Raw genomic sequence first — 18,823 nt, forward strand, 5'->3', positions numbered from 1 at the left:
TATTATAACATAAAACAGACATCCCACCCTGTATCTTCCTGATATACCTGCTGCAGTATACAGAGTCCTACACCAGCTGCCCCCTCCAATAAACCCTCTTCCTGCCTGAATTCCCATTCTTTCTTATCGTCGAGATACGACCACACGGCACAGCTACCATCTTCGCCGATCATGCGCAGTGTGACTGACAACCAATATTGTGCAGCTTCGTATAATTCTTCACTTCCTGTATACTTAAATGCTTTTTGCATGATATAAGAAATGCCTGCCGTTCCGTGGCAGAAACAGGCATCTCTTACCCTTGTCACCGGATCTTCTATACGCTTCACCGCTAACTTTTTCAATATATTTTCTCCATATGAGAGATAGTCGTCATTACCTAAAGCTATTCCAGCCTTCAATATGGCATACCCTACTCCTAAATCTCCATAGCACCAGGCGAGTCTGCTGGGATATTCAAAGGGTTCATCATTCAATACGTAATACGAAAACGAACTTTCCGCCGGTGGACGCAATTCGTGAGACTGCAGGTAGCCTATTGCCTGCTCCATCAATCGGGCGGCTTTAGTATATTTTGTAACCTGGTAAACGTAGGATAGAAAAGTAATGATGGCGGGTATTCCATGTGCATAACCTAAATTGATCAGCTCTCCATCAACATTCGTTTGTCGTTCAAAACGATCCACCCAGGCCACTCCTGTATCTTTCTTTACGGCCGAAAGCTCCAACAGATCTACCAGCCTATTCAACTTCACCGCCTGTGATTCAATATCATTTCTTTCCAACAGATAAACACCATATCCAATAAACCCATACAACAAATCATAATTTCCCATCAGAGCTTCCCGCTCATACTCCTGTTCAATCATCTCATCAAAAAAAGAGAAAACACCCTTACTATCTTCATCAGCAGCAATAAATTGTTGATTGATATAATGCTGATAAACCCATAAAATACCGGTATATCCTCCATAAAGGGTAGTTCCTTTAATGGTTTGCTGAAAGTCTTCAATTGCGTAAAAGCTTCTTTCAAAATATTCTTGCGCCTGATTCAGCAATGCTTCCTCATTCGCATATTTACCATAATAATAAAAGAATAAGCTAATGCCTGGCAGTCCGCTGGTTAACAAATAATTATCAGAGAAGTTACCTTCCCTCCTTTGCAGAGAGGTGGCTATTTTCATCAACTTATCATCCAACACCGATAATATCACACTTTCCTTCATTTGAAATAATGAACTATTAGAATGAAACAGAAAAAGGGAGAGATAAAATCTCTCCCTTCAAAAATAATTACAGTGGAATGCAAACAATTACAGTGGTAGTTCTAGCGCAGGAGCTATCAGTGCAGTTAGATGCTTTTGAAGAAAAACACAATGCTCTGGTACCAAACATATCGTCACCATAACCACCTTTGATATTCGCCATGTGCGACTGGCTGATATTTACAATGGTAGATTTCTTTAATTCCAGTTTCTTAGATAATTTCTTTTGATTTGAGATCATAAATTGCTAGTTAATTAAGATAAAAATGGATTACTTATTCCGTCTCTCGCCATGGAACAAGTTAGTTGACATGTAGCGTCACGCCCTTTATAGTGCTACCGTGAACTCACTTCCTTCTGCATTTTTCTTTGGGTTGCTAAAGGATACCCCCTCAATTCTGGCCATGAATATGCTTACTGCGGCTCTTGGCTAAGAGACACATCAATTATTATTGTGGTGAAAATCAATTTTAACGTGCTGAAATTAATTTAGGGTAAAATGCGTTGTCTATGCTTATCATTCGGGAACAGTTCAATAGTTTCATAAGGGAATCATATCAATAACTGTAACGACTATACGCCATTTACATTTATCATCGCAACAAAAGTATCTATTCTGTTTTTAAACATCACTTAATTTTTAATAACATTTGCGCATATATTAACCACTCTATCTGTGATAACTTCATGAAATCATAAGTAACAAAATACGCTCACATCAATACAGTATTGGATTTAATAAGAAATTAAAAAAACGCCTCAACCAAAAATCAGTCCTATTCACATCAATTCCGTCCCACGTGAATTTAATCTTCTAATTTTATTTCCTACATTCGATACCAGCTAAAATAAATGTAATTAACAATCAGAAATCATACTCCATGGAGTGAAAAGTTTATCTTCCTCTTACAAAATTCATTTTGAAATAAAAGCTGGTTAAATCGGTTATTAATATATTATCCACTTATGAACGCTGCAAACAGTGATACTTTGTCACTAAAAAAACACATTTACCATCAGTTGATAACCCACGCCAGTATCAGTAAAGATCAAAGTTTACTATCTGGTAACAGTGGCATCATTTTACTTTTTTTTGAAATCTCCAGGCAAACAGATAATGAACCTTTACAACAATATGCTTTTAACCTGCTTGGCAACATGCTCATCCAGGCATTAGAATCCAATTTCCAGACATCGGAAGATCAAGCCCATCCACTTGCACTGGGTTGTCTGATAACGGAAGGGTACAAGCGAAATTATTTCGACCTGGATGTTGAAGAATATGCCACACCTTTCGACAAATTTGCGCTCACTACCACCCATGAAGTGCCTGAATTACTGCTACAGGTACAATATCTGTTAAACAGATATCTGATGTGCAAAGACACGGAAAATGGCAACGCGTCATTCTTTCTCGATCACGTCATGCGAACGATAGAAAACATTATCGCAACATGTGATACACCTTTATATAAAGACACCTGTTTCTATTGGATTATTTATCAGCTGCTTTACACACATGAATTGACCAATAACTATCTCTCTAAATTATTACTACTCACCAGGGAACAGCTGTTGACTCAGACAATGGATAGCAATGATACCTATGCCCTCTGGCGAATTTTAGCTTTACTACCGGAGAGTAATGACATCAACGGATTAAGAGATAGCCTATTCAAACTATTCAACAATGCCTCCATCATAAATATCAGTATCATCCAAAAATGGGGAAGCCTGCGAACCCTGTTCTTTCCACAAGCTGAATTAATGGATACTTTTTCCATTTCCTGTCTGCAATCCGTGGATCTATCAGACTTAAAACGCATTACAGCAAACAACATCCTCCAATCAAATTATGGCCTGAATCAAGGGCTTGCCGCTATGTTAACAATTCTTTAGTTCCGGTTCCCCGGTATACAACTCCAATTCTATGAATGTATTTATAATGAAAGTATATGGTAAGGCCAATAAATATGGCGTAGGATCATATACTGCAATGTTGAAGTGGGTACTACTCCAGCAACCGGATATAAATGTTTATGTAGTACATATCAATGCAAGCCATCAGCAAGACGGGAGCCATGTAAAAAATGGTTCCCTGAATGACATATACATCTCTTTCGAATCACCACACGAAACCGCTGTAGATGAGTACTACATCAGCTTATCGCAGGCACATGCCATCTACTGTATCCTGATGAGCCACGTGAAAGAAGGCGACCGGAATGTACTGCACCTTAACACCCCGATGGAGATGTACCTGGCAGAAGTGGCAAAGGAATACGATCACTTCCACGTTTTTTACACCATGCATGTTTTACTATGGCAGGTGTTCTATAATAATGATTTCCGAAAATTTAACACCGACTGGGAAAACAGAGAAGAGAATGAATACATTCCCTCCATGCAGGCGGAAATGAAATTATGTCATCTCGCCGACAAAATAATATGCCTCACCAATGAGGCCATCAATTTTACGCAGACAGTGTACGATACTCCCTCCTCTAAGTTAAAAATAGTGCATAATGCCATCAATACAGAAAATACAGAGATACTATCTGCTGCCCGGAAACGTGCATTAAGGGAGGAATTCGGATTCAACACCGATTATCCTATCATCTTGTTTTCAGGCAGATTGATCTATCAAAAAGGCTTCGGGTATGCCATTGAAGCGCTCCGTCAACTGGCTGGACGAAATATGAATTTCCACTTCGTTATATGTGGGGAAGGTAACCTTTCTCATTTTGAAGATCGATGCAAGGACATCCATGACAAAATTGTTTTTGCAGGCTTTGTGGATAAAACCACCCTATACAAATATTATCAATTAGCCGACATTGGCCTGCTACCTTCCTTTATTGAACAAAACAGCTTCTCTGCACTGGAAATGATGGCCCACGGATTACCAATAATTGTCAGTGATACAGATGCTTTTGCGCACTTCAAAAGTGACCGGCAAAACGTTATTTATATCAATGCAAACAACCGCACGGAAGCCGAATTCATAACACTGTTGGAAGATGCACTTATAAAAGCGATAACCGATACCTCCTACAGGCAGCAAGTTGGTGTCAATGCACATGCCCTTATCAACAACCGGTTTTCTACTAAAAAAATGACCTCCACAGATATATATGGGAAAATTATATAAAGCACTACCCGGCTTTCCTTTCCTGAGAAAAAAGTTTCCGGTATCTCACCAGCCCCACCCTAACTATGCAGCGGTATGCTGTTTAAAAATGGTGGCAGGATACTATGGAAAAAAATGCGCACTGGATAGCCTCATCAAAAAAATCAACCCGGACCAAAGCCCTTTATCCCTCCAGGGAATAGTGAGTGCCGCAAATGCAATTGGCTTTGAAACCATGGCGGTGCAGCTATCGTTTGACGACCTCATCGAAAATGATATACTCCCCTGCGTGATTCATTGGAAAAGTAATCATTTCATCGTAGTATATAAAATAAAGGATGACGACATTTATGTAGCAGATCCGGAAAAAGGCTTATGTCATTACAAGAAAGATGCGTTTCTCCATAACTGGTATATAGCGGCAAAAAATACAAACGCGGGAATAGCGTTGTTATTAGCGCCGGATTCAACATTCTTCCACCAAAAAAGTGAGCAGGAGACCATCAGATATTCCCGGGTGTTCATTTACCTGACGGGATTAAGAAAAGCATTCATCACCCGAAAACGCCGCTTCCTCAGATCCATAGTTGCCAATACCCCGGCCTCTCCCATACCTCCTGCTGCTCCGCCACTGGTAGTACATATGCTATTGGGAAAAACACATCTGGATATGGCCATCTGCAGCTGCAAGTCGCTTAATCTTTCTATCGGAGCCGCATGTATCTTTTTGTTTCATGACGACGGCAGCCTGAACACCACGGATATTACAAAGCTACTATCACAATTTCCAGGTTCCCGCGTAATAGACAGACCCACGGCCGACAGAATGGCGGCTGATAAATTAGCCGCCTATCCTCACTGTAAATTTGTGCGGGATAATAATTTCATGTGGCTAAAGTTTTTTGACGTTTTCTTCTGGAGTGAAAAAGAAAGGGTAGCCTATGTTGACTCCGACATTCTTTTCTTCAAAAAACCAGTCCAATTTATACGTGAGTTTAATGATGCTAACGGAAATAATCTTTTCAACAGAGATGTTGACAATGGCTATTATTATTCACTAAATCCAGATGACCTGGAATCTTTAACCGGTCAACTGGTAGCCCCATCTGTCAATGCGGGTTTATGGGTATTGGATCACACTGTTTTAAATCTCGATCAGATAGAGAAATGGCTGTCATCTCCTATTGTCAGTGATGTTATATTAGATTACTTTTTAGATCAAACCTTCATCGCGGCCCTGGCATCCATTAATGGTAAGGAAACACTTTTCCTGGATGAAGGATACGATATTTCCCTCGTTAAACTCCCTACCGATGCGGTATGCAAACATTACGTCAAAAATATCAGAAATGACTACGAACTGCAAGGCCTGTCGTTTTTATTGAGGAAGTCAAATTTCAGAAGAGAATGGCGGCGTTTTACCCAACAATGAGCGACATGTGGTCTGATAATCCTTCGGTATAGGAGTGAAACTTATTATAAAAAAGGATTGTCTCCGCATAACGGAGACAATCCCTCAAATCTTATAGTCCGGTTATCGCACTATTTTAAAACCGATATGTCCATTCTTGGTAGCCATAAATACACTTAACCAAACTGGCAGCATCATTTCTGTAGACCGGGCATGTTCAATATTCCCCAGATCAATGATATCGCTCCATCCAAACTGTTGCAAAATGCCGGTAGCTGTGGCTTTAGCAGCGGCATTATTTCCCGCCAGCAGCATGGTGGCATTCCCGCCGCATCTGCTGGCGTCTACCATTACTTCGCAATTCACGATGTTAAGCGTTTTCACTACGTGTGTATCCGGTAAAAAATGTTGCAACGCTTCTCCTAGTGAATTCGTATTACATAACTCCGGGATCAGCACCGGCGCTTTGCCGGGAATAAACTGCAGTGGATTACTCACATCAATTAACACTTTATTCCGAAGCTGTTCAACACCTGCCTGTTTCATCACTTCCAGGGACATTTCACCCTGGGTACAATTAAACAGGATCTCCCCAAAAGCTGCAGCCGATGCAAATGTTCCTGTACTGGCATTGGCGCCATTGGCTTTTGCCCACGCAAGTCCTTTTTCGTTATCGGCCGTTCTGGAGCCCATCATTACATTATATCCCAGCTGAATCAGTTTCGTGGCTATTGTATTACCTACCATTCCTGTTCCCAGTACACCTATATTTTTCATATCTCGCTTTTAATTTTTTACTGAAGATGAATACCTGCTAATTCTTTCCCTACACGATCTGCAGACAAACCCACCATAAACTGACAACCATACTCAGGAAATGCAGATAACATAACCTGTTCAAATTGTTTGCGGCTGTTGTCATTAAAAATGCCGGTGCCATTAGTCGCCTTTAATACTTCTGAGCAGTACTGCAGAAAGTAGGCCCGTTGCTTGTCGAAGTCCCTGATATCACATACCGGCCCGTGTCCTACATGAAAACTGGTATAATCTTTTAATGCCGGCGCTAAGGTTTCCAGGTTACCGAGCCAGCGCAAAATACCACCATCATTCATATAAGTATGGTTGTTTTTGTACAACAGGTCGCCAACAAAAGCCGCTTTATTTTCATCTTCCAGTAGCCAGATGGAGTTGGCTTCGCAATCGCCGCCGGCGCCGATATCCAACACGGAGAAGCTGATGCCGCCAATTTGCACCCGGTCACCATGATTGACTAATTCCGTAGGATAAGCCCACTGCGGTATCCACTCGTCGCCAAACATGCCAGACCATTGTGCATGTTTCGCCTGTTCTGTATCCTGCATGAGTTGCTTTACTGCGGGCACTGCAAACACCGGAATATCCTGCTGTTGCTTCACATGCCAGGTACCTGCCACGTGATCAGGATGACCATGTGTGAGAATAATGCCTGCTACCGGTTTGCCCAGTGCATCGGCCTGATGGCGTAAAGCGAGGCTGTCACTCTTTGTAAGTGTAGTGTCTACCACCACCAGTTCCTTTGCTCCTTCTACGATGAAAGCATTTACCTTTAACATCGGCTCCTGTGAGGTATAAGTATGAATTCTTGTTTTCATTTTTTACTTTTGAATAATTATTAAGAGCACCAAAGGTAAATCACGGCTGTATTGCGCACAATAACTGTCATTTCTGACAGGTACAAAAAAATAGTATGATCATTAACGGCAAAAAATTTGGATTCAGGCTTCATGGGAAAACCTACCACTGCGCCATGGATATTACGATGGATTATATCGGGGGGAAGTGGAAAAGTGTGATCCTGTGGTACCTGCGAAACAGTACCATGCGCTTTACAGAAATACGACAACGTATACCGGATATTACGGAGAAGATGTTAAGTCTGCAGTTAAAAACCCTGGAAGAAGACGGCCTGATACAACGGGAATCTTTCGGCACCAAGCCACCGCTTCGGGTAGAATACTCTTTAACTCCATTTGGAAAAACCCTGATTGCCCCCCTTGAAAGTATTGCCCAATGGGGACGGGAGCTGGGAGAAACACAGGGCACGATGGAAGAAATGGAATAACCAGCTCAATTCTTTCTGACAATAATAATTTCCACACGCCGGTTTTTCGTTCGTCCTTCGGGCGTATTATTAGGAGCTATAGGATCGGCGTCGCCATATCCTTTGCTGGTCAGTTTATCGGCGGGAAGCCCTGCTGTTTCCAGGTAGCGGCGTACGGTGCCCGCCCTGTTTTCTGATAGGGTCAGGTTGGTTTCTTTACGTCCGGTACTATCCGTATAGCCGTTAACGATAATCCGGAGAAATTCATGGGTTTTGATCCGTGCCACTACGGTGTCCAGATCTTCTTTAAACACCATGTTCAGGGCATGGTCGTTGGTTTTAAAAAGAATATCTGAAAACCGGATGGTATCAATTACTTCATGATGCGGAGTGGCGGCGGCTACCGGGGTATCCACTGCCAGGCTGTACTCAACAGCAGGCTTTGGATGCCTTTCGCGGATACTTAGCATAGCTTCGGCGCTTTCTTTGTATTGTTGTTTGTTGTAGTGTAAGTGTTTAACTGGTTTGATAGAAAAATTTTCCACCAGGTAAAAAATGCCGCGGTCATCAACAGTGGTATTAAACCGGCTGGAATCAGGGAGTTGGGTATCTTTCAGGAAATTGCCCAACAGCAGCCATTTTTCGGTACCGTTTGCCTGATAGGTGGCTTCATAAGATATCCATCCATCTTTTATCTTTCCATAGGTGTTATCAATAGTAAAGGAAATGGAAGGCGTAGCATTCACCATACGCCAGGTTTTAATCTCCGTTTTTTCGCTGGTAAAAAGCAGCTGTATCATGTTCCCGAAAAACTGCGTACGATAAGGATGCAACATAAACCTGATCCGGTAGGTTTTGCCGGCCAGCATCGGCAAAATCATTTGCGTTTGCCAGAAATTTCTGGTATCCGGCCGCGAGTTCCCCTTCACCAGAAGGGTCAAGCACCGCGACTCTTTTATACCCTCCTCTTTGAGCATATTATAACCAGATCCATCATCTGAGCTATACCAACCTTTAGGGGCGCATAACGCATGATATTCTGTACACTTGTTGGGCATATTGAAATCACCGTTCACCACCAGCTCCTGCGCATAGAGTGCAGGATTTATCAGCAAAAGGAATAGATAAATGATCTGTTTTTTCAAGGTTCTCATATAGGAATAATGATGTACTACCACAAATTATTACGATGGAGAAACGCCTCCGCAGGCAATTTTATTGAACGCGTCCACTATTTCTACCAGGAAATAAACAAACTTGATTAGTTGATATTCCAGCGATATACTTAATTTAGAGATAAGACCTATACCCGATGCGACCTTTACTGCTACTGTTACTATGCATACTGTCATCCTGCTATCACCAGGAGAAAGATCCTGTAATACGCGCCGAAGCCCAATATTTCAAGGCTATTGCCCAAAACGATATTCAACTCTCCGCCCCTGCCGAAGGGGAATGGCTGTTTGAACACTCCGAAGGCGGACAAACTTTTGAAGCATATAAAAAAGCGAATCCGGTAAAGCCAGGTCCCAACCGCTCTGTTATTTACTTATTGCCGGTAGGTGAATTTACGGCGCTGCAACAAAAGGCATTGTTACTTACACGTGCGTATGTGGCTATTTTCTTTCAACTGGAAACCGTGTTGCTACACCCCATCGCAGATACAGCTGTACCCACGCGGCTTCAAACAGATCATTTACAACTATTGGCGCCTTATGTAGTACACACTTTGCTGGCAGATAAGATGCCCGCTAACGGCATTGCATTAATGGCCATCAGTGCAAAGGATCTTTATCCTAAAGCGTCGTGGAACTATGTATTTGGTCAGGCTTCTTTAACTAAAAGAGTGGGCGTGACTTCTATTTACCGGCTACAAAACGAACAGCTGGACACGGCCAATTTCTCGCAGTGTATAAACAGGCTAACCAATATCTCTTCTCACGAAATAGGACATATGCTATCATTACACCATTGTATTTTTGCAAGATGTGTGATGAATGGGACCAACAGTTTAGTCGAAACTGACAACGCGCCTAACCGTCTTTGCAGTGATTGCCAAAAAAAGTTATACTGGAATATCAGGTATGATAATAAAAAACGGCTACGACAACTATTGGAGTTCTGCCAGCAACAATCATTGAATAGGGATGAGAAATTATTTCAGGCAGATGATAAAGCAGCACAGTAAGCTACTGCTGCAGGTATTGCGCCATTCTTTCTGCCAGCTGCAGGATATCTTCCCGTCGGGCCAACGCGGTTATCCACTTTTCCGGAATGCCTTCCCAACCATAGAGGAGCGCTGCTAAACCGCCGGTTACAGCGCCGGTGGTATCTGTATCCCGACCTAAATTAACGGCCTTTAAAACGGCATCGCTGTAGTTATCTGTGGTAAGTATGCACCAGATCGATGCTTCAAGCGTATGCAATACATAACCGCCGCTACTGATAGTGGTGGTGGCTACAAAGTGGATATCTTCTTTCAACAGCCGGTTAAATTTCGCGATCTCCTCCCGATGAATTCCCTGTTGCGCGATAAAATCGGGCATTGTTTGCTGCAAGGAATGATACACTTCAAACTTATCTTTCTTCAACAATATTTGCCGCGCAAATTCCAGGTAATAAAAGCAGGCAATCACCGCCCGCATATGGCCGTGCGTAAGAGAGGATACCTCTTTCGTGATGTTGAATCTCTCTGTGATGTCTTTATCTTTTATATAAAACAATAACGGTAAAATTCTCATCAATGATCCATTCCCATTTTCGGATTCATAGAATCCGCCTGCTTTAACAGGTTCAACACCTTTGGCCAGTCGTTCTATGGCCTCCTGTGTAGTGATGCCAATATCAAACACATCGCCATGCGGTGTCCAGAAAGCTTTATAGCGCCAGTTTACAAAGTATTGCGCCAGCTGTTGCAAACTAAAGTCTTTTGTAAGTGCTTCTGCCAGACAAAAGGCCAGGGAGCTGTCGTCAGACCAGGTGCCAGCTGGTTGCTGATGAGATCCATATCCCATCATATCTGTTACGGGAAAACGTTCCAATCCTTCCCGTTCCCTGAATTCTACCGGTACGCCCAATGCGTCGCCTACTGCCAGTCCTGCTAATGCTGCTTTAATCTGATCCATATCGGGAAGATAGCAAGGGTAACGTTAAAAGCCAAATACAGCACACACTTACATCATTCGTTAGCACTATTTTATATAGTAAATATCCGGTGTTCATCTTCATAAAAAGTAAATAATATATTATCAATAATATATACCGACCCCTTGCTACCACGGATTAAAATTATCTAGATGCTGTTTTTTTGCTAATAAAGGCTTATCTTAGTGTAACGAATTACTATTCACTTGTTTTAAAAGAAAGTCACACACCTGTTTAAACAAATTTCCGCAGGGCAAGTCAAAGTCCACAAGCTTAGAGAAAAGTAAAGACAGCAAACAAGTATTTGTGTTTTTATCAACAAAACCGAATCTAACTACCTGCATGAGATGTTTCCAACTAGTGAAATATCCTGCGCTTAACTACTACCAAAATTTGAATGCCAAAAACAATCGCACGCACTAATAGCGAATCAATCTACTTCAGCTATTAATCACTGGCAGTGTTATTACCATTTTAACCTAACAAACGACAAACGTATCCTTGAAGGCAGCCGTGCATTTAGCCACTGCATTGCTTTTTATTGCTTATGAGAATTGGCTTATGAGAATTTATATTGCTTATGAGAAAATTGTCTAACGCATGAAAAGCAAACCTCCGGCTACGCTTAGATTGTCTACCATGTAACCATTGCTATTATTACAACGGACAACTGTCATCTTAACGTTGTAGATGGCCTTACTGTAACCACATCATATTTATTCAGGTAAAAATTCAGCCATAAAGCTGTAACAGCGGTGCTATGCCTCTACGCAGGGCATACACTGTAAAAACAGCAACAAAAGCTGTAAAGGTATTGCTATGCCTTTACAGAAGACATACACTATAAAACAGCAACAAAAGCTGTAGGGGCATTGCTATGCTTTTATGTAAAACATACACCATAAAACAGCTACAAAAGCTGTAAGGGCATCGCTATGCCTTTATAGGAAGCTTCATAGCAAGGATAATAACAAATCAGTCAATTAATCATAAGACCGCGTTCATCTTTAAATGATCAATCAATGATCCACACACTATCACCCTCTAATGGCCCACCTCACTACGAGTTGCACATGCCAGCACCACTAAAATTATTAACTAAACCAAAATCAAGTTTATGATGAAAAAGACAACTCATCTCATTATTTTCATCCCGGACGCCCGCAAGGAATCCAAAAAAGCTTTTCACAGAGCTCTCCTGGCGCTGGCGATGTTAATAGTGCCCTTACTAACTTTTGCCCAGCAAAAGATAACCGGTAAAGTGACGGCGCAGGAAGATGGATCTGCATTACCGGGCGTAAGCGTAAGAATTAAAAACACCAACAGTGGTACCGCCACAGATCCTAAAGGAAACTTCTCCTTAACTGCTTCACAAGGCGAAGTGCTTATATTTACTTTCATTGGTTACAACGACCAGGAAGTAACTATTACCGGCGCCACCAAATACAATGTATCTCTACAGGCGGTTCGCACGGCCCTCACAGAAATTGTGGTAACCGGCCAGGGAGTCAAAAGAGAGAAAAGAAGCCTCGGGTACGCCGTAGCTACCATTAATAAAGATGACATCGGCGACAATACGAGCCCTATCAACGCCTTAACAGGTAAGGTAGCCGGCTTGAACATTACCTCCGGATATGCTCCAGGTGCGTCTTCCAGGATTACACTCCGCGGACCTACTTCCTTTAGCGGTAATAACCAACCCGTATTTGTGATAGATGGTATTCCGGTAAGTAATGATAACATCCGTAACACCGACTTCCTGAATGATCAGGTAGACTACGGTAACAGAGGTAATGATATCAACCCGAACGATATTGAAAGTATTACCGTTCTGAAAGGCCCTGCTGCCGCCGCTTTGTATGGTAGCATTGCTTCTAACGGCGCCATCCTCATCACTACCAAGAAAGGAAAGAAAAACTCTCCTGCACAAATCAACTTCAGCACCAGCTATCAACTGTCTGACATCCTGAAATTCCCTGCTTTCCAAAACCAGTTTGGAGAAGGTAACCTGGATGCCATCCCTAACGACAGAAGAGAAAACTTCAGCTGGGGCGATCCATTTGATGGCAAGGAAAGACCTTTCGGCCAGGTGATTAATGGTAAACAACAATTAAAAAAATACGAAGCAATCCCTAACAACGTAAAAGATTTCTTTGATAAAGGTCAAACCTTTAATAATAACCTGACCGTGTCCGGCGGTAATGAGAAGTCCACCTACTTCTTATCTGTAGGCGCTTTAAACAACAAAGGTATCATTCCAACTACGAACTATAACAAGTACAGTGTTAGAGTGAGTGGTTCTTCTGAATTTTCTGAAAAATTCTCCAGCCAGGCTTCTGTGGGCTATACGAATATCACCAGCCAGTTGCCACTGGGCGGACAAACCAACTCCACTTACGCTTCTATATTCCAGCAGCCAAGGGATGCTCCTATCGTTGACTTCAGAGACCTGAGCAATCCGTATAACGGCACCTTCACCGGAGCGGATGGTACCGCCTACTATGGTTACTATGGCGCCTATACGAAAAACCCATACTTCCTGATTCAGAATTACAAAAATAACAACACTGTGGAACGTATACAGGGAAACGTTTCATTGACTTATAAACCGTTTGCCGGACTGGATATCACAGAGCGTATCGGTGCAGATGTCTACAGTGACCGCAGATATGAAAAAGGAGCCAAATACTTCTATCAACCGTTTGATCCGTTTTATGCAGGAAATAACTGGTCTGACAATGGTAAATATTCTCAGGATGTTAATAACTACAGTCAGATTAACCATGACCTGATCATTACTTACACCCAGGCGTTGACCAAAGACCTCAATATGAAATTATTGGGTGGTAACAACGTGCGGATGGTAACCAGTAATGAACTGTTTTCCGCTACCAATACCAATGGCGGCTTGATAGTACCCGACTTCTACAACCTGGATAACTCCAAGGGACCTATCAACTCTACCAATACGTTAATACAAAGAAGATTGTATGGTTTTTATGGAGAAGCCAACTTCGATTATAAGAATATGTTGTTCCTGGGCGGAACCGTCCGTAATGATATTTCTTCCACGCTGCCTACCAACCATAACTCTTATGTATATCCCAGTGTAAATGCGGCATTCGTTTTCTCTGAGTTGTATAAAGACAATTCTTTCAGCGATATCCTTAGCTTCGGAAAAGTGAGGATCAGTTACGCTAAAGTTGGTGCAGATGCGCCTGCTTACCGGTTACAGACCTCTTACACCAAAACGGATATCAACGTTGATTTTGGTGAAATACTGTTTCCAATTACCAGCAACGGCAATATTGTTCCTGGTTTTACCCGTCGTAACCTGATTGGAAATCCAGATCTGAAACCAGAGTTTACGTCTTCTTTTGAAGTAGGAACGGAGTTGTCTTTCCTTAAAAACATCATCAACCTGGATGTAACTTACTACGATACCAGATCTACCGACCAGATTGTAGACGTGCCTATTCCTAACAGTTCCGGTTTTAGTTTCAAGACCATGAACGTGGGACAAATGACCAACAAAGGTTTGGAAATTGGTATAAAGGCTACCCCAGTGAATACTTCGTATGGATTACGGGTAGAGCTGTTCGGTACCTACAGCTATTTGCATAACAACGTGGATTACATCAACGGCGACCTGGATCAGGTAGCCATTTCCTCCGGTATTAGTGGAACTACTGCCATGTCGCAGGTAGCCGCCAAAGGAAGAAAATATGGTACCTTCTATGGTACCGGGCTACTGCTGGATGCCGCCGGCCACGTGGTAATAGACAAGGCAACTGGTTTACCGATTGCTAATGCCACCCGCTATTTTGGTTCGTACCTACCTGATTATATGGCTTCCCTCGGTGGTAGTATTTCCTACAAAGGATTTATGCTGAAATTCCTGTTTGATACCAAACAAGGTGGCGTATTCTATTCCAATACCAAGAGCCTGATTGACTTTGGTGGATACTCACTGGAAACGGCACAGAATAACAGACAGGATTATGTATTCCCGAACTCCGTATATGACGATGGTACCGGCAAAATGGTTCCTAATACCAGCATCAAATTCCATCCCTATAATTACTGGACCAATGTTAAACCAGCGGGAGAAGATATCATAGACGCCAGTTATATCAAACTGCGTGAAGCTTCCATTGGTTATACGTTCAGCCAGTCCATGTTAAAACATACGCCATTCACCAGATTAGGAATAGTACTCTATGGTAATAACCTGTTTTTGTGGGTGCCCAGTTCCAACAAATTTGCCGATCCTGAAATCAATGGTCAGGGCGCCAGTAACGTGCAGGGATATGAGTTCTTATCCAACCCTTCTCTCAGAAACATGGGTATTAAAGTGGACGTATCATTCTAATTTAAACCAGGCCTAAAAAAGAAAATTGATGAAAAAGAATATAATCACACTAGCCTTTTTGTTTGCCCTCCTGCTTTCAGCACCGGGGTGCAAAAAGTTCCTGGATGTAAATAAAGATCCCAACAATGCGGTAGACGTAACAGTAGATGTATTGCTGCCTTCTGCGCAGGCCGGGCTGACTTTTGCTCTTGGCAATACACTCACCATTGATGGCGGTATCTGGGGACAATACTGGACACAGAATCCTTCCTCTTCCCAATATAAAACACTGGACCAATATTCACCTTCCGAAGGTGATTTTGGAAACGTATGGTACAATATCCAGGCAGATGCACTGGAGAATCTTCAAAAAGTGATTGACAAAGGTAATGCGACCAATAAGAAACAATACGTAGCGATTGCGATGTTGTTAAAAGCATATGCCGGCCAATTGAGCACCGACTTATGGGGAGATGTACCTTTCAGTCAGGCTACACAGGGAGATGCTACTACACCTATCCTGTATCCAAAATTTGATACACAAAGTGACATCTATACCAGCCTCGTGAAGCTCATTGATGATGCCACCAAACTCATTGATGTAAATGATCCCAACCCTCCGGGCGGTGATGATCTGATTTATGGCGGTGATATGGGCAAGTGGCAACGTTTCGGCAACACCCTTAAATTAAGAATAGGGCTTCGTCTCGCAAAGAAAGATGCTGCAAGGGCTGCTGCTATTGTACAATCACTGCAAGGCGCCAGTTTTATCCAATCCGGAGAATCTGCCCTTCAAAACTTCAACTCTACCGGCGGCCAGACCAATCCGCTGTATGGCGCGATGGCCGGCAGTGTATTAAACAAAGTAGCTAACCTCGTGGCCAGCTCTACTGCCGTTAGCTTCTTCAGTGGTAACAGCGATCCAAGGTTGACTGCTTTTTATGATAATGTAGGTAGTGCAGTAGTGGGTATTCCTCAGGGAAGTTTCAACAACCCGCCTACCACGAACGTGTCGCTTCCATCTGCCGTGACTGGTGCTAATCCCACTGATGCAAACTCCGCATTCGCTCCGGTAAAACTGATGACAGACTACGAAGGTGACTTCCTGCAGGCAGAAGCGATCGCCAGAGGATGGCTCACCGGCAGCACCGCATCTAATATGTATAACCAGGGTATCATCGATAACTTTACAGCCTACCAGGTTGCCGGCGATAGTGCTTACTTTCAGCAACCAGCTGTTGCATATCCAACCGGCAAACCGCTGGAAACACAGGTACAAGCCATCATTACACAAAAATGGGCAGCCATGTGCGGTAATCAAACTATAGAAGCCTGGACAGAATGGAGAAGAACAGGATATCCTTCCTTCTTCGTTTTTTCAAAAGCTTCTATTATCGGCGCCGGTAGATGGCCTGGCATTTTCCTGTATCCATCTTCCGAGCTGACCAGGAACCCAAATGCGCCTAAAATCAATCATTTAGTATACGATAAAGTTTGGTGGGCGAATTAGGGAGACCACGCCTTCGTCGTGGCCGAAATATTCTTTTAACTATTAATTGTTTGGCATGAAAGCGTTATTATATCTCTTCCTGGCAAGCGCGGTGATGCTAACCGCCTGCACGAAAAAATCGGAAAACGTGTACACTAAAATGGTGACACCCGTTTTCCCTAAACTAACCATGAAAGGTGATCCGGTAGTGACCTTATCGGTTGGTGGCACCTTTACAGATCCCGGCGCCACCGGGTACGACAGCCTCACCAACACCACCACGCAGCTCACACCTACCTCCAATAATGTAGATCCATCTACTGCGGGATTTTACGTGGTAAATTATCAGACCATCAATCTGTGGGGCTACAGAACATTAGCAGCAAGGCTGGTACTAGTCACCAGTATTTCTCCGGCTGATGATATCAGTGGTACCTATCACCGCTCCGGTAATAACCAGGTGGTGAATATTACCAAAGCTGGTACCGGACTATATATTGTTGATAATGTAGGCGGTGTTGCCGGCGACCCTTCCTATATATTTCCGTATTATATCGGGTTTACGGATGCCAGTGACTTTGAAGGCCCATCACAAAATACACCCCTCGGGGCGTTGGACCTGTCTAACACCAGTATCACCCGGAGCGGCAGTACCATCACCCTTAAATGGGTAGTGAATAACCCTGGTTTCGGTACGTCTGTACGTACCTTCGTGAAACAATAACTGTCACATTTATTTTTAACAACAACAGCCGTTTCGTTGTGAAACGGCTGTTTTCTTATAAGTTGAACAGGTAAGCTCCCCTGTTGAAAATATATCACCATCTGTTTAAATGATTTTTCCACTCTTGTTTTTATGTCCACCTTCAGGTTGTTAAACCACTTTTATGAAACGACTATTTTTCTTCTACCTCTTTGTATTTACTATAGTTTCCTACCGTAGCCAATCACAAACCAATCCAGGATACCTTACGCTGAAATTAGCCAAGGGCGATACGCTGGCCAACATATACTCCCGGACCATCGCGTTTACTGGCGATCAATTTCAGCCGCAGGTATACCGCATAAGTGGTAGCAGCACCTATGTTGTTACCAACAACGATGCAAGAAATCCTTCTTTTATCGAAACAGATAGGTATGATGAACAACCCGCCACCCAAAATGAGGTGACGATAGGACTCAACGGCAACAATGTGTTTGCCGGTAAATCATTTATAAATCCAAACGCCAGCGGCTTACTGTACAGTGAGTTTATCTGGGGACCTATTCCTGCAAAGCTTCACGAAGGAGATACGTGGCAGCATACTATTTCGCAGGCATGGGAATTGGGCGGTCCGGGTACACAAACAGTAAAAGTGATTGCAGTAGACCCGCAACACGCCACCATAACGCTGCAACGGGAAGGTACCAGCGAAGGCTTCTTCGACCACGACGTACAACAACTGCCTATCACTACCAAAGATGCTAAAAAGCTGAAGGCTACCATTACTCCCGGCACAGCACACTGGATGGGATATACCATCTTTAAAAACGGGGTAGTAATCAGTGATGAACTCCTGGTGACCCGGCCGGTAACACTGGAAGCAGAAGGTCAGCAGTTCAAAGGAACACAACGGGAATATATGCTACTCAACGCCATGCCCCATCATTTACTTTAACATACGAAACACCAGTTCCGATTCTAAGTAAAACAAAAAAAAAGGTACGCTTTCGCGTACCTTTTTTTCAATGAGTAACTTTCGATATAAAATTAGATAACTTTCACGTTAACTGCAATTAATCCTTTTTTACCATTTTCTACTTCGTAGGTTACCACGTCATTCTCACGGAGCTGGCTGGTAGTACCTGAAATGTGAACGAAAATGTCCTGGCCACCATTGGATGGAGTAATGAAACCAAATCCTTTGGATTCATTGAAAAATTTAACTTTACCTTGTTGCATTATTTTATAAA

16 protein-coding genes are annotated in these 18,823 nt (G+C 42.8%); 9 read left to right on the top strand and 7 right to left on the bottom strand.

The window, feature by feature from the left end:
- Positions 1-2: 2 nt before the first annotated feature.
- Both AC1DFM_RS01410 and AC1DFM_RS01415 read right to left on the bottom strand, forming a co-directional pair.
- Complete coding sequence (locus AC1DFM_RS01410; RefSeq protein WP_477074939.1) at positions 3-1,226, bottom strand: lanthionine synthetase C family protein; 1,224 nt, start codon at positions 1,224-1,226, stop codon at positions 3-5.
- A gap of 67 nt (positions 1,227-1,293) precedes the next feature.
- Positions 1,294-1,506 (bottom strand): class I lanthipeptide, encoded by a 213-nt coding sequence (locus AC1DFM_RS01415; protein ID WP_477074940.1) that lies wholly within the window; start codon positions 1,504-1,506, stop codon positions 1,294-1,296.
- Positions 1,507-2,255: 749 nt separating this feature from the next.
- Here AC1DFM_RS01415 and AC1DFM_RS01420 point away from each other — a divergent pair.
- The 3 genes from AC1DFM_RS01420 to AC1DFM_RS01430 are packed head-to-tail and all read left to right on the top strand — an operon-like array spanning position 2,256 to position 5,827.
- The gene (locus AC1DFM_RS01420; protein ID WP_477074941.1) at positions 2,256-3,164 is read left to right on the top strand and encodes a hypothetical protein; all 909 of its coding nucleotides are present in this window, start codon (positions 2,256-2,258) and stop codon (positions 3,162-3,164) included.
- A 31-nt stretch (positions 3,165-3,195) separates the two neighbouring features.
- Positions 3,196-4,416, top strand: coding sequence for a glycosyltransferase family 4 protein (locus AC1DFM_RS01425; RefSeq protein WP_477074942.1), 1,221 nt, complete (start codon positions 3,196-3,198; stop codon positions 4,414-4,416).
- Positions 4,400-5,827, top strand: coding sequence for a cysteine peptidase family C39 domain-containing protein (locus AC1DFM_RS01430; RefSeq protein WP_477074943.1), 1,428 nt, complete (start codon positions 4,400-4,402; stop codon positions 5,825-5,827). Before AC1DFM_RS01425 ends, AC1DFM_RS01430 begins: the two co-directional genes overlap by 17 nt.
- Before the next feature lie 102 nt (positions 5,828-5,929).
- Here AC1DFM_RS01430 and AC1DFM_RS01435 read toward each other — a convergent pair whose 3' ends face one another.
- Both AC1DFM_RS01435 and AC1DFM_RS01440 read right to left on the bottom strand, forming a co-directional pair.
- Entirely contained in the window at positions 5,930-6,583 is a 654-nt protein-coding gene (locus AC1DFM_RS01435; RefSeq protein ID WP_477074944.1) for an NADPH-dependent F420 reductase, read from the bottom strand.
- 17 nt (positions 6,584-6,600) lie between these two features.
- On the bottom strand, positions 6,601-7,437 hold the full coding sequence (locus AC1DFM_RS01440; protein WP_477074945.1) for an MBL fold metallo-hydrolase: 837 nt from the start codon (positions 7,435-7,437) through the stop codon (positions 6,601-6,603).
- A 95-nt stretch (positions 7,438-7,532) separates the two neighbouring features.
- Between AC1DFM_RS01440 and AC1DFM_RS01445 the strand changes: the two genes are divergently transcribed.
- The gene (locus AC1DFM_RS01445; RefSeq protein WP_477074946.1) at positions 7,533-7,907 is read left to right on the top strand and encodes a winged helix-turn-helix transcriptional regulator; all 375 of its coding nucleotides are present in this window, start codon (positions 7,533-7,535) and stop codon (positions 7,905-7,907) included.
- A 5-nt stretch (positions 7,908-7,912) separates the two neighbouring features.
- On the opposite strand, the gene AC1DFM_RS01450 is transcribed toward AC1DFM_RS01445, so the two are convergent.
- Positions 7,913-9,040 (bottom strand): OmpA family protein, encoded by a 1,128-nt coding sequence (locus tag AC1DFM_RS01450; RefSeq protein ID WP_477074947.1) that lies wholly within the window; start codon positions 9,038-9,040, stop codon positions 7,913-7,915.
- A gap of 158 nt (positions 9,041-9,198) precedes the next feature.
- Between AC1DFM_RS01450 and AC1DFM_RS01455 the strand changes: the two genes are divergently transcribed.
- A complete protein-coding gene (locus tag AC1DFM_RS01455) occupies positions 9,199-10,074 on the top strand; it encodes an archaemetzincin (protein WP_477074948.1) in 876 nt (291 codons plus the stop codon).
- A 1-nt stretch (position 10,075) separates the two neighbouring features.
- Here AC1DFM_RS01455 and AC1DFM_RS01460 read toward each other — a convergent pair whose 3' ends face one another.
- Complete coding sequence (locus AC1DFM_RS01460; RefSeq protein WP_477074949.1) at positions 10,076-11,011, bottom strand: ADP-ribosylglycohydrolase family protein; 936 nt, start codon at positions 11,009-11,011, stop codon at positions 10,076-10,078.
- Positions 11,012-12,147: 1,136 nt separating this feature from the next.
- On the opposite strand from AC1DFM_RS01460, the gene AC1DFM_RS01465 reads away from it, so the two are divergent.
- The 4 genes from AC1DFM_RS01465 (at position 12,148) to AC1DFM_RS01480 (ending at position 18,528) form a co-directional block, all read left to right on the top strand.
- Positions 12,148-15,402, top strand: coding sequence for a SusC/RagA family TonB-linked outer membrane protein (locus AC1DFM_RS01465; protein ID WP_477074950.1), 3,255 nt, complete (start codon positions 12,148-12,150; stop codon positions 15,400-15,402).
- A 28-nt stretch (positions 15,403-15,430) separates the two neighbouring features.
- Positions 15,431-16,891, top strand: a complete 1,461-nt coding sequence (locus AC1DFM_RS01470; protein WP_477074951.1) for a SusD/RagB family nutrient-binding outer membrane lipoprotein — start codon at positions 15,431-15,433, stop codon at positions 16,889-16,891.
- A gap of 55 nt (positions 16,892-16,946) precedes the next feature.
- Positions 16,947-17,594: an immunoglobulin-like domain-containing protein gene (locus AC1DFM_RS01475; RefSeq protein WP_477074952.1), complete on the top strand. Its 648-nt coding sequence runs from the start codon at positions 16,947-16,949 to the stop codon at positions 17,592-17,594.
- Positions 17,595-17,757: 163 nt separating this feature from the next.
- Positions 17,758-18,528 carry a hypothetical protein gene (locus AC1DFM_RS01480; protein ID WP_477074953.1) on the top strand — a complete coding sequence of 257 codons (771 nt, stop codon included), beginning with the start codon at positions 17,758-17,760 and terminating at the stop codon, positions 18,526-18,528.
- A gap of 92 nt (positions 18,529-18,620) precedes the next feature.
- On the opposite strand, the gene AC1DFM_RS01485 is transcribed toward AC1DFM_RS01480, so the two are convergent.
- Complete coding sequence (locus tag AC1DFM_RS01485; protein WP_477074954.1) at positions 18,621-18,812, bottom strand: cold-shock protein; 192 nt, start codon at positions 18,810-18,812, stop codon at positions 18,621-18,623.
- Between the last annotated feature and the right edge of the window lie 11 nt (positions 18,813-18,823).

The organism is Chitinophaga sp. 05T412 (assembly GCF_056396465.1).

Excerpts from the sequence above, each read along its gene's own strand:
- AC1DFM_RS01410 (WP_477074939.1), bottom strand. The coding sequence starts at position 1,226 with ATGAAGGAAAGTGTGATATTATCGGTGTTGGATGATAAGTTGATGAAA.
- AC1DFM_RS01415 (WP_477074940.1), bottom strand. The coding sequence starts at position 1,506 with ATGATCTCAAATCAAAAGAAATTATCTAAGAAACTGGAATTAAAGAAA.
- AC1DFM_RS01425 (WP_477074942.1), top strand. The coding sequence starts at position 3,196 with ATGAATGTATTTATAATGAAAGTATATGGTAAGGCCAATAAATATGGC.
- AC1DFM_RS01430 (WP_477074943.1), top strand. The coding sequence starts at position 4,400 with ATGGGAAAATTATATAAAGCACTACCCGGCTTTCCTTTCCTGAGAAAA.
- AC1DFM_RS01435 (WP_477074944.1), bottom strand. The coding sequence starts at position 6,583 with ATGAAAAATATAGGTGTACTGGGAACAGGAATGGTAGGTAATACAATA.
- AC1DFM_RS01440 (WP_477074945.1), bottom strand. The coding sequence starts at position 7,437 with ATGAAAACAAGAATTCATACTTATACCTCACAGGAGCCGATGTTAAAG.
- AC1DFM_RS01445 (WP_477074946.1), top strand. The coding sequence starts at position 7,533 with ATGATCATTAACGGCAAAAAATTTGGATTCAGGCTTCATGGGAAAACC.
- AC1DFM_RS01450 (WP_477074947.1), bottom strand. The coding sequence starts at position 9,040 with ATGAGAACCTTGAAAAAACAGATCATTTATCTATTCCTTTTGCTGATA.
- AC1DFM_RS01455 (WP_477074948.1), top strand. The coding sequence starts at position 9,199 with ATGCGACCTTTACTGCTACTGTTACTATGCATACTGTCATCCTGCTAT.
- AC1DFM_RS01460 (WP_477074949.1), bottom strand. The coding sequence starts at position 11,011 with ATGGATCAGATTAAAGCAGCATTAGCAGGACTGGCAGTAGGCGACGCA.
- AC1DFM_RS01465 (WP_477074950.1), top strand. The coding sequence starts at position 12,148 with ATGATGAAAAAGACAACTCATCTCATTATTTTCATCCCGGACGCCCGC.
- AC1DFM_RS01470 (WP_477074951.1), top strand. The coding sequence starts at position 15,431 with ATGAAAAAGAATATAATCACACTAGCCTTTTTGTTTGCCCTCCTGCTT.
- AC1DFM_RS01475 (WP_477074952.1), top strand. The coding sequence starts at position 16,947 with ATGAAAGCGTTATTATATCTCTTCCTGGCAAGCGCGGTGATGCTAACC.
- AC1DFM_RS01480 (WP_477074953.1), top strand. The coding sequence starts at position 17,758 with ATGAAACGACTATTTTTCTTCTACCTCTTTGTATTTACTATAGTTTCC.
- AC1DFM_RS01485 (WP_477074954.1), bottom strand. The coding sequence starts at position 18,812 with ATGCAACAAGGTAAAGTTAAATTTTTCAATGAATCCAAAGGATTTGGT.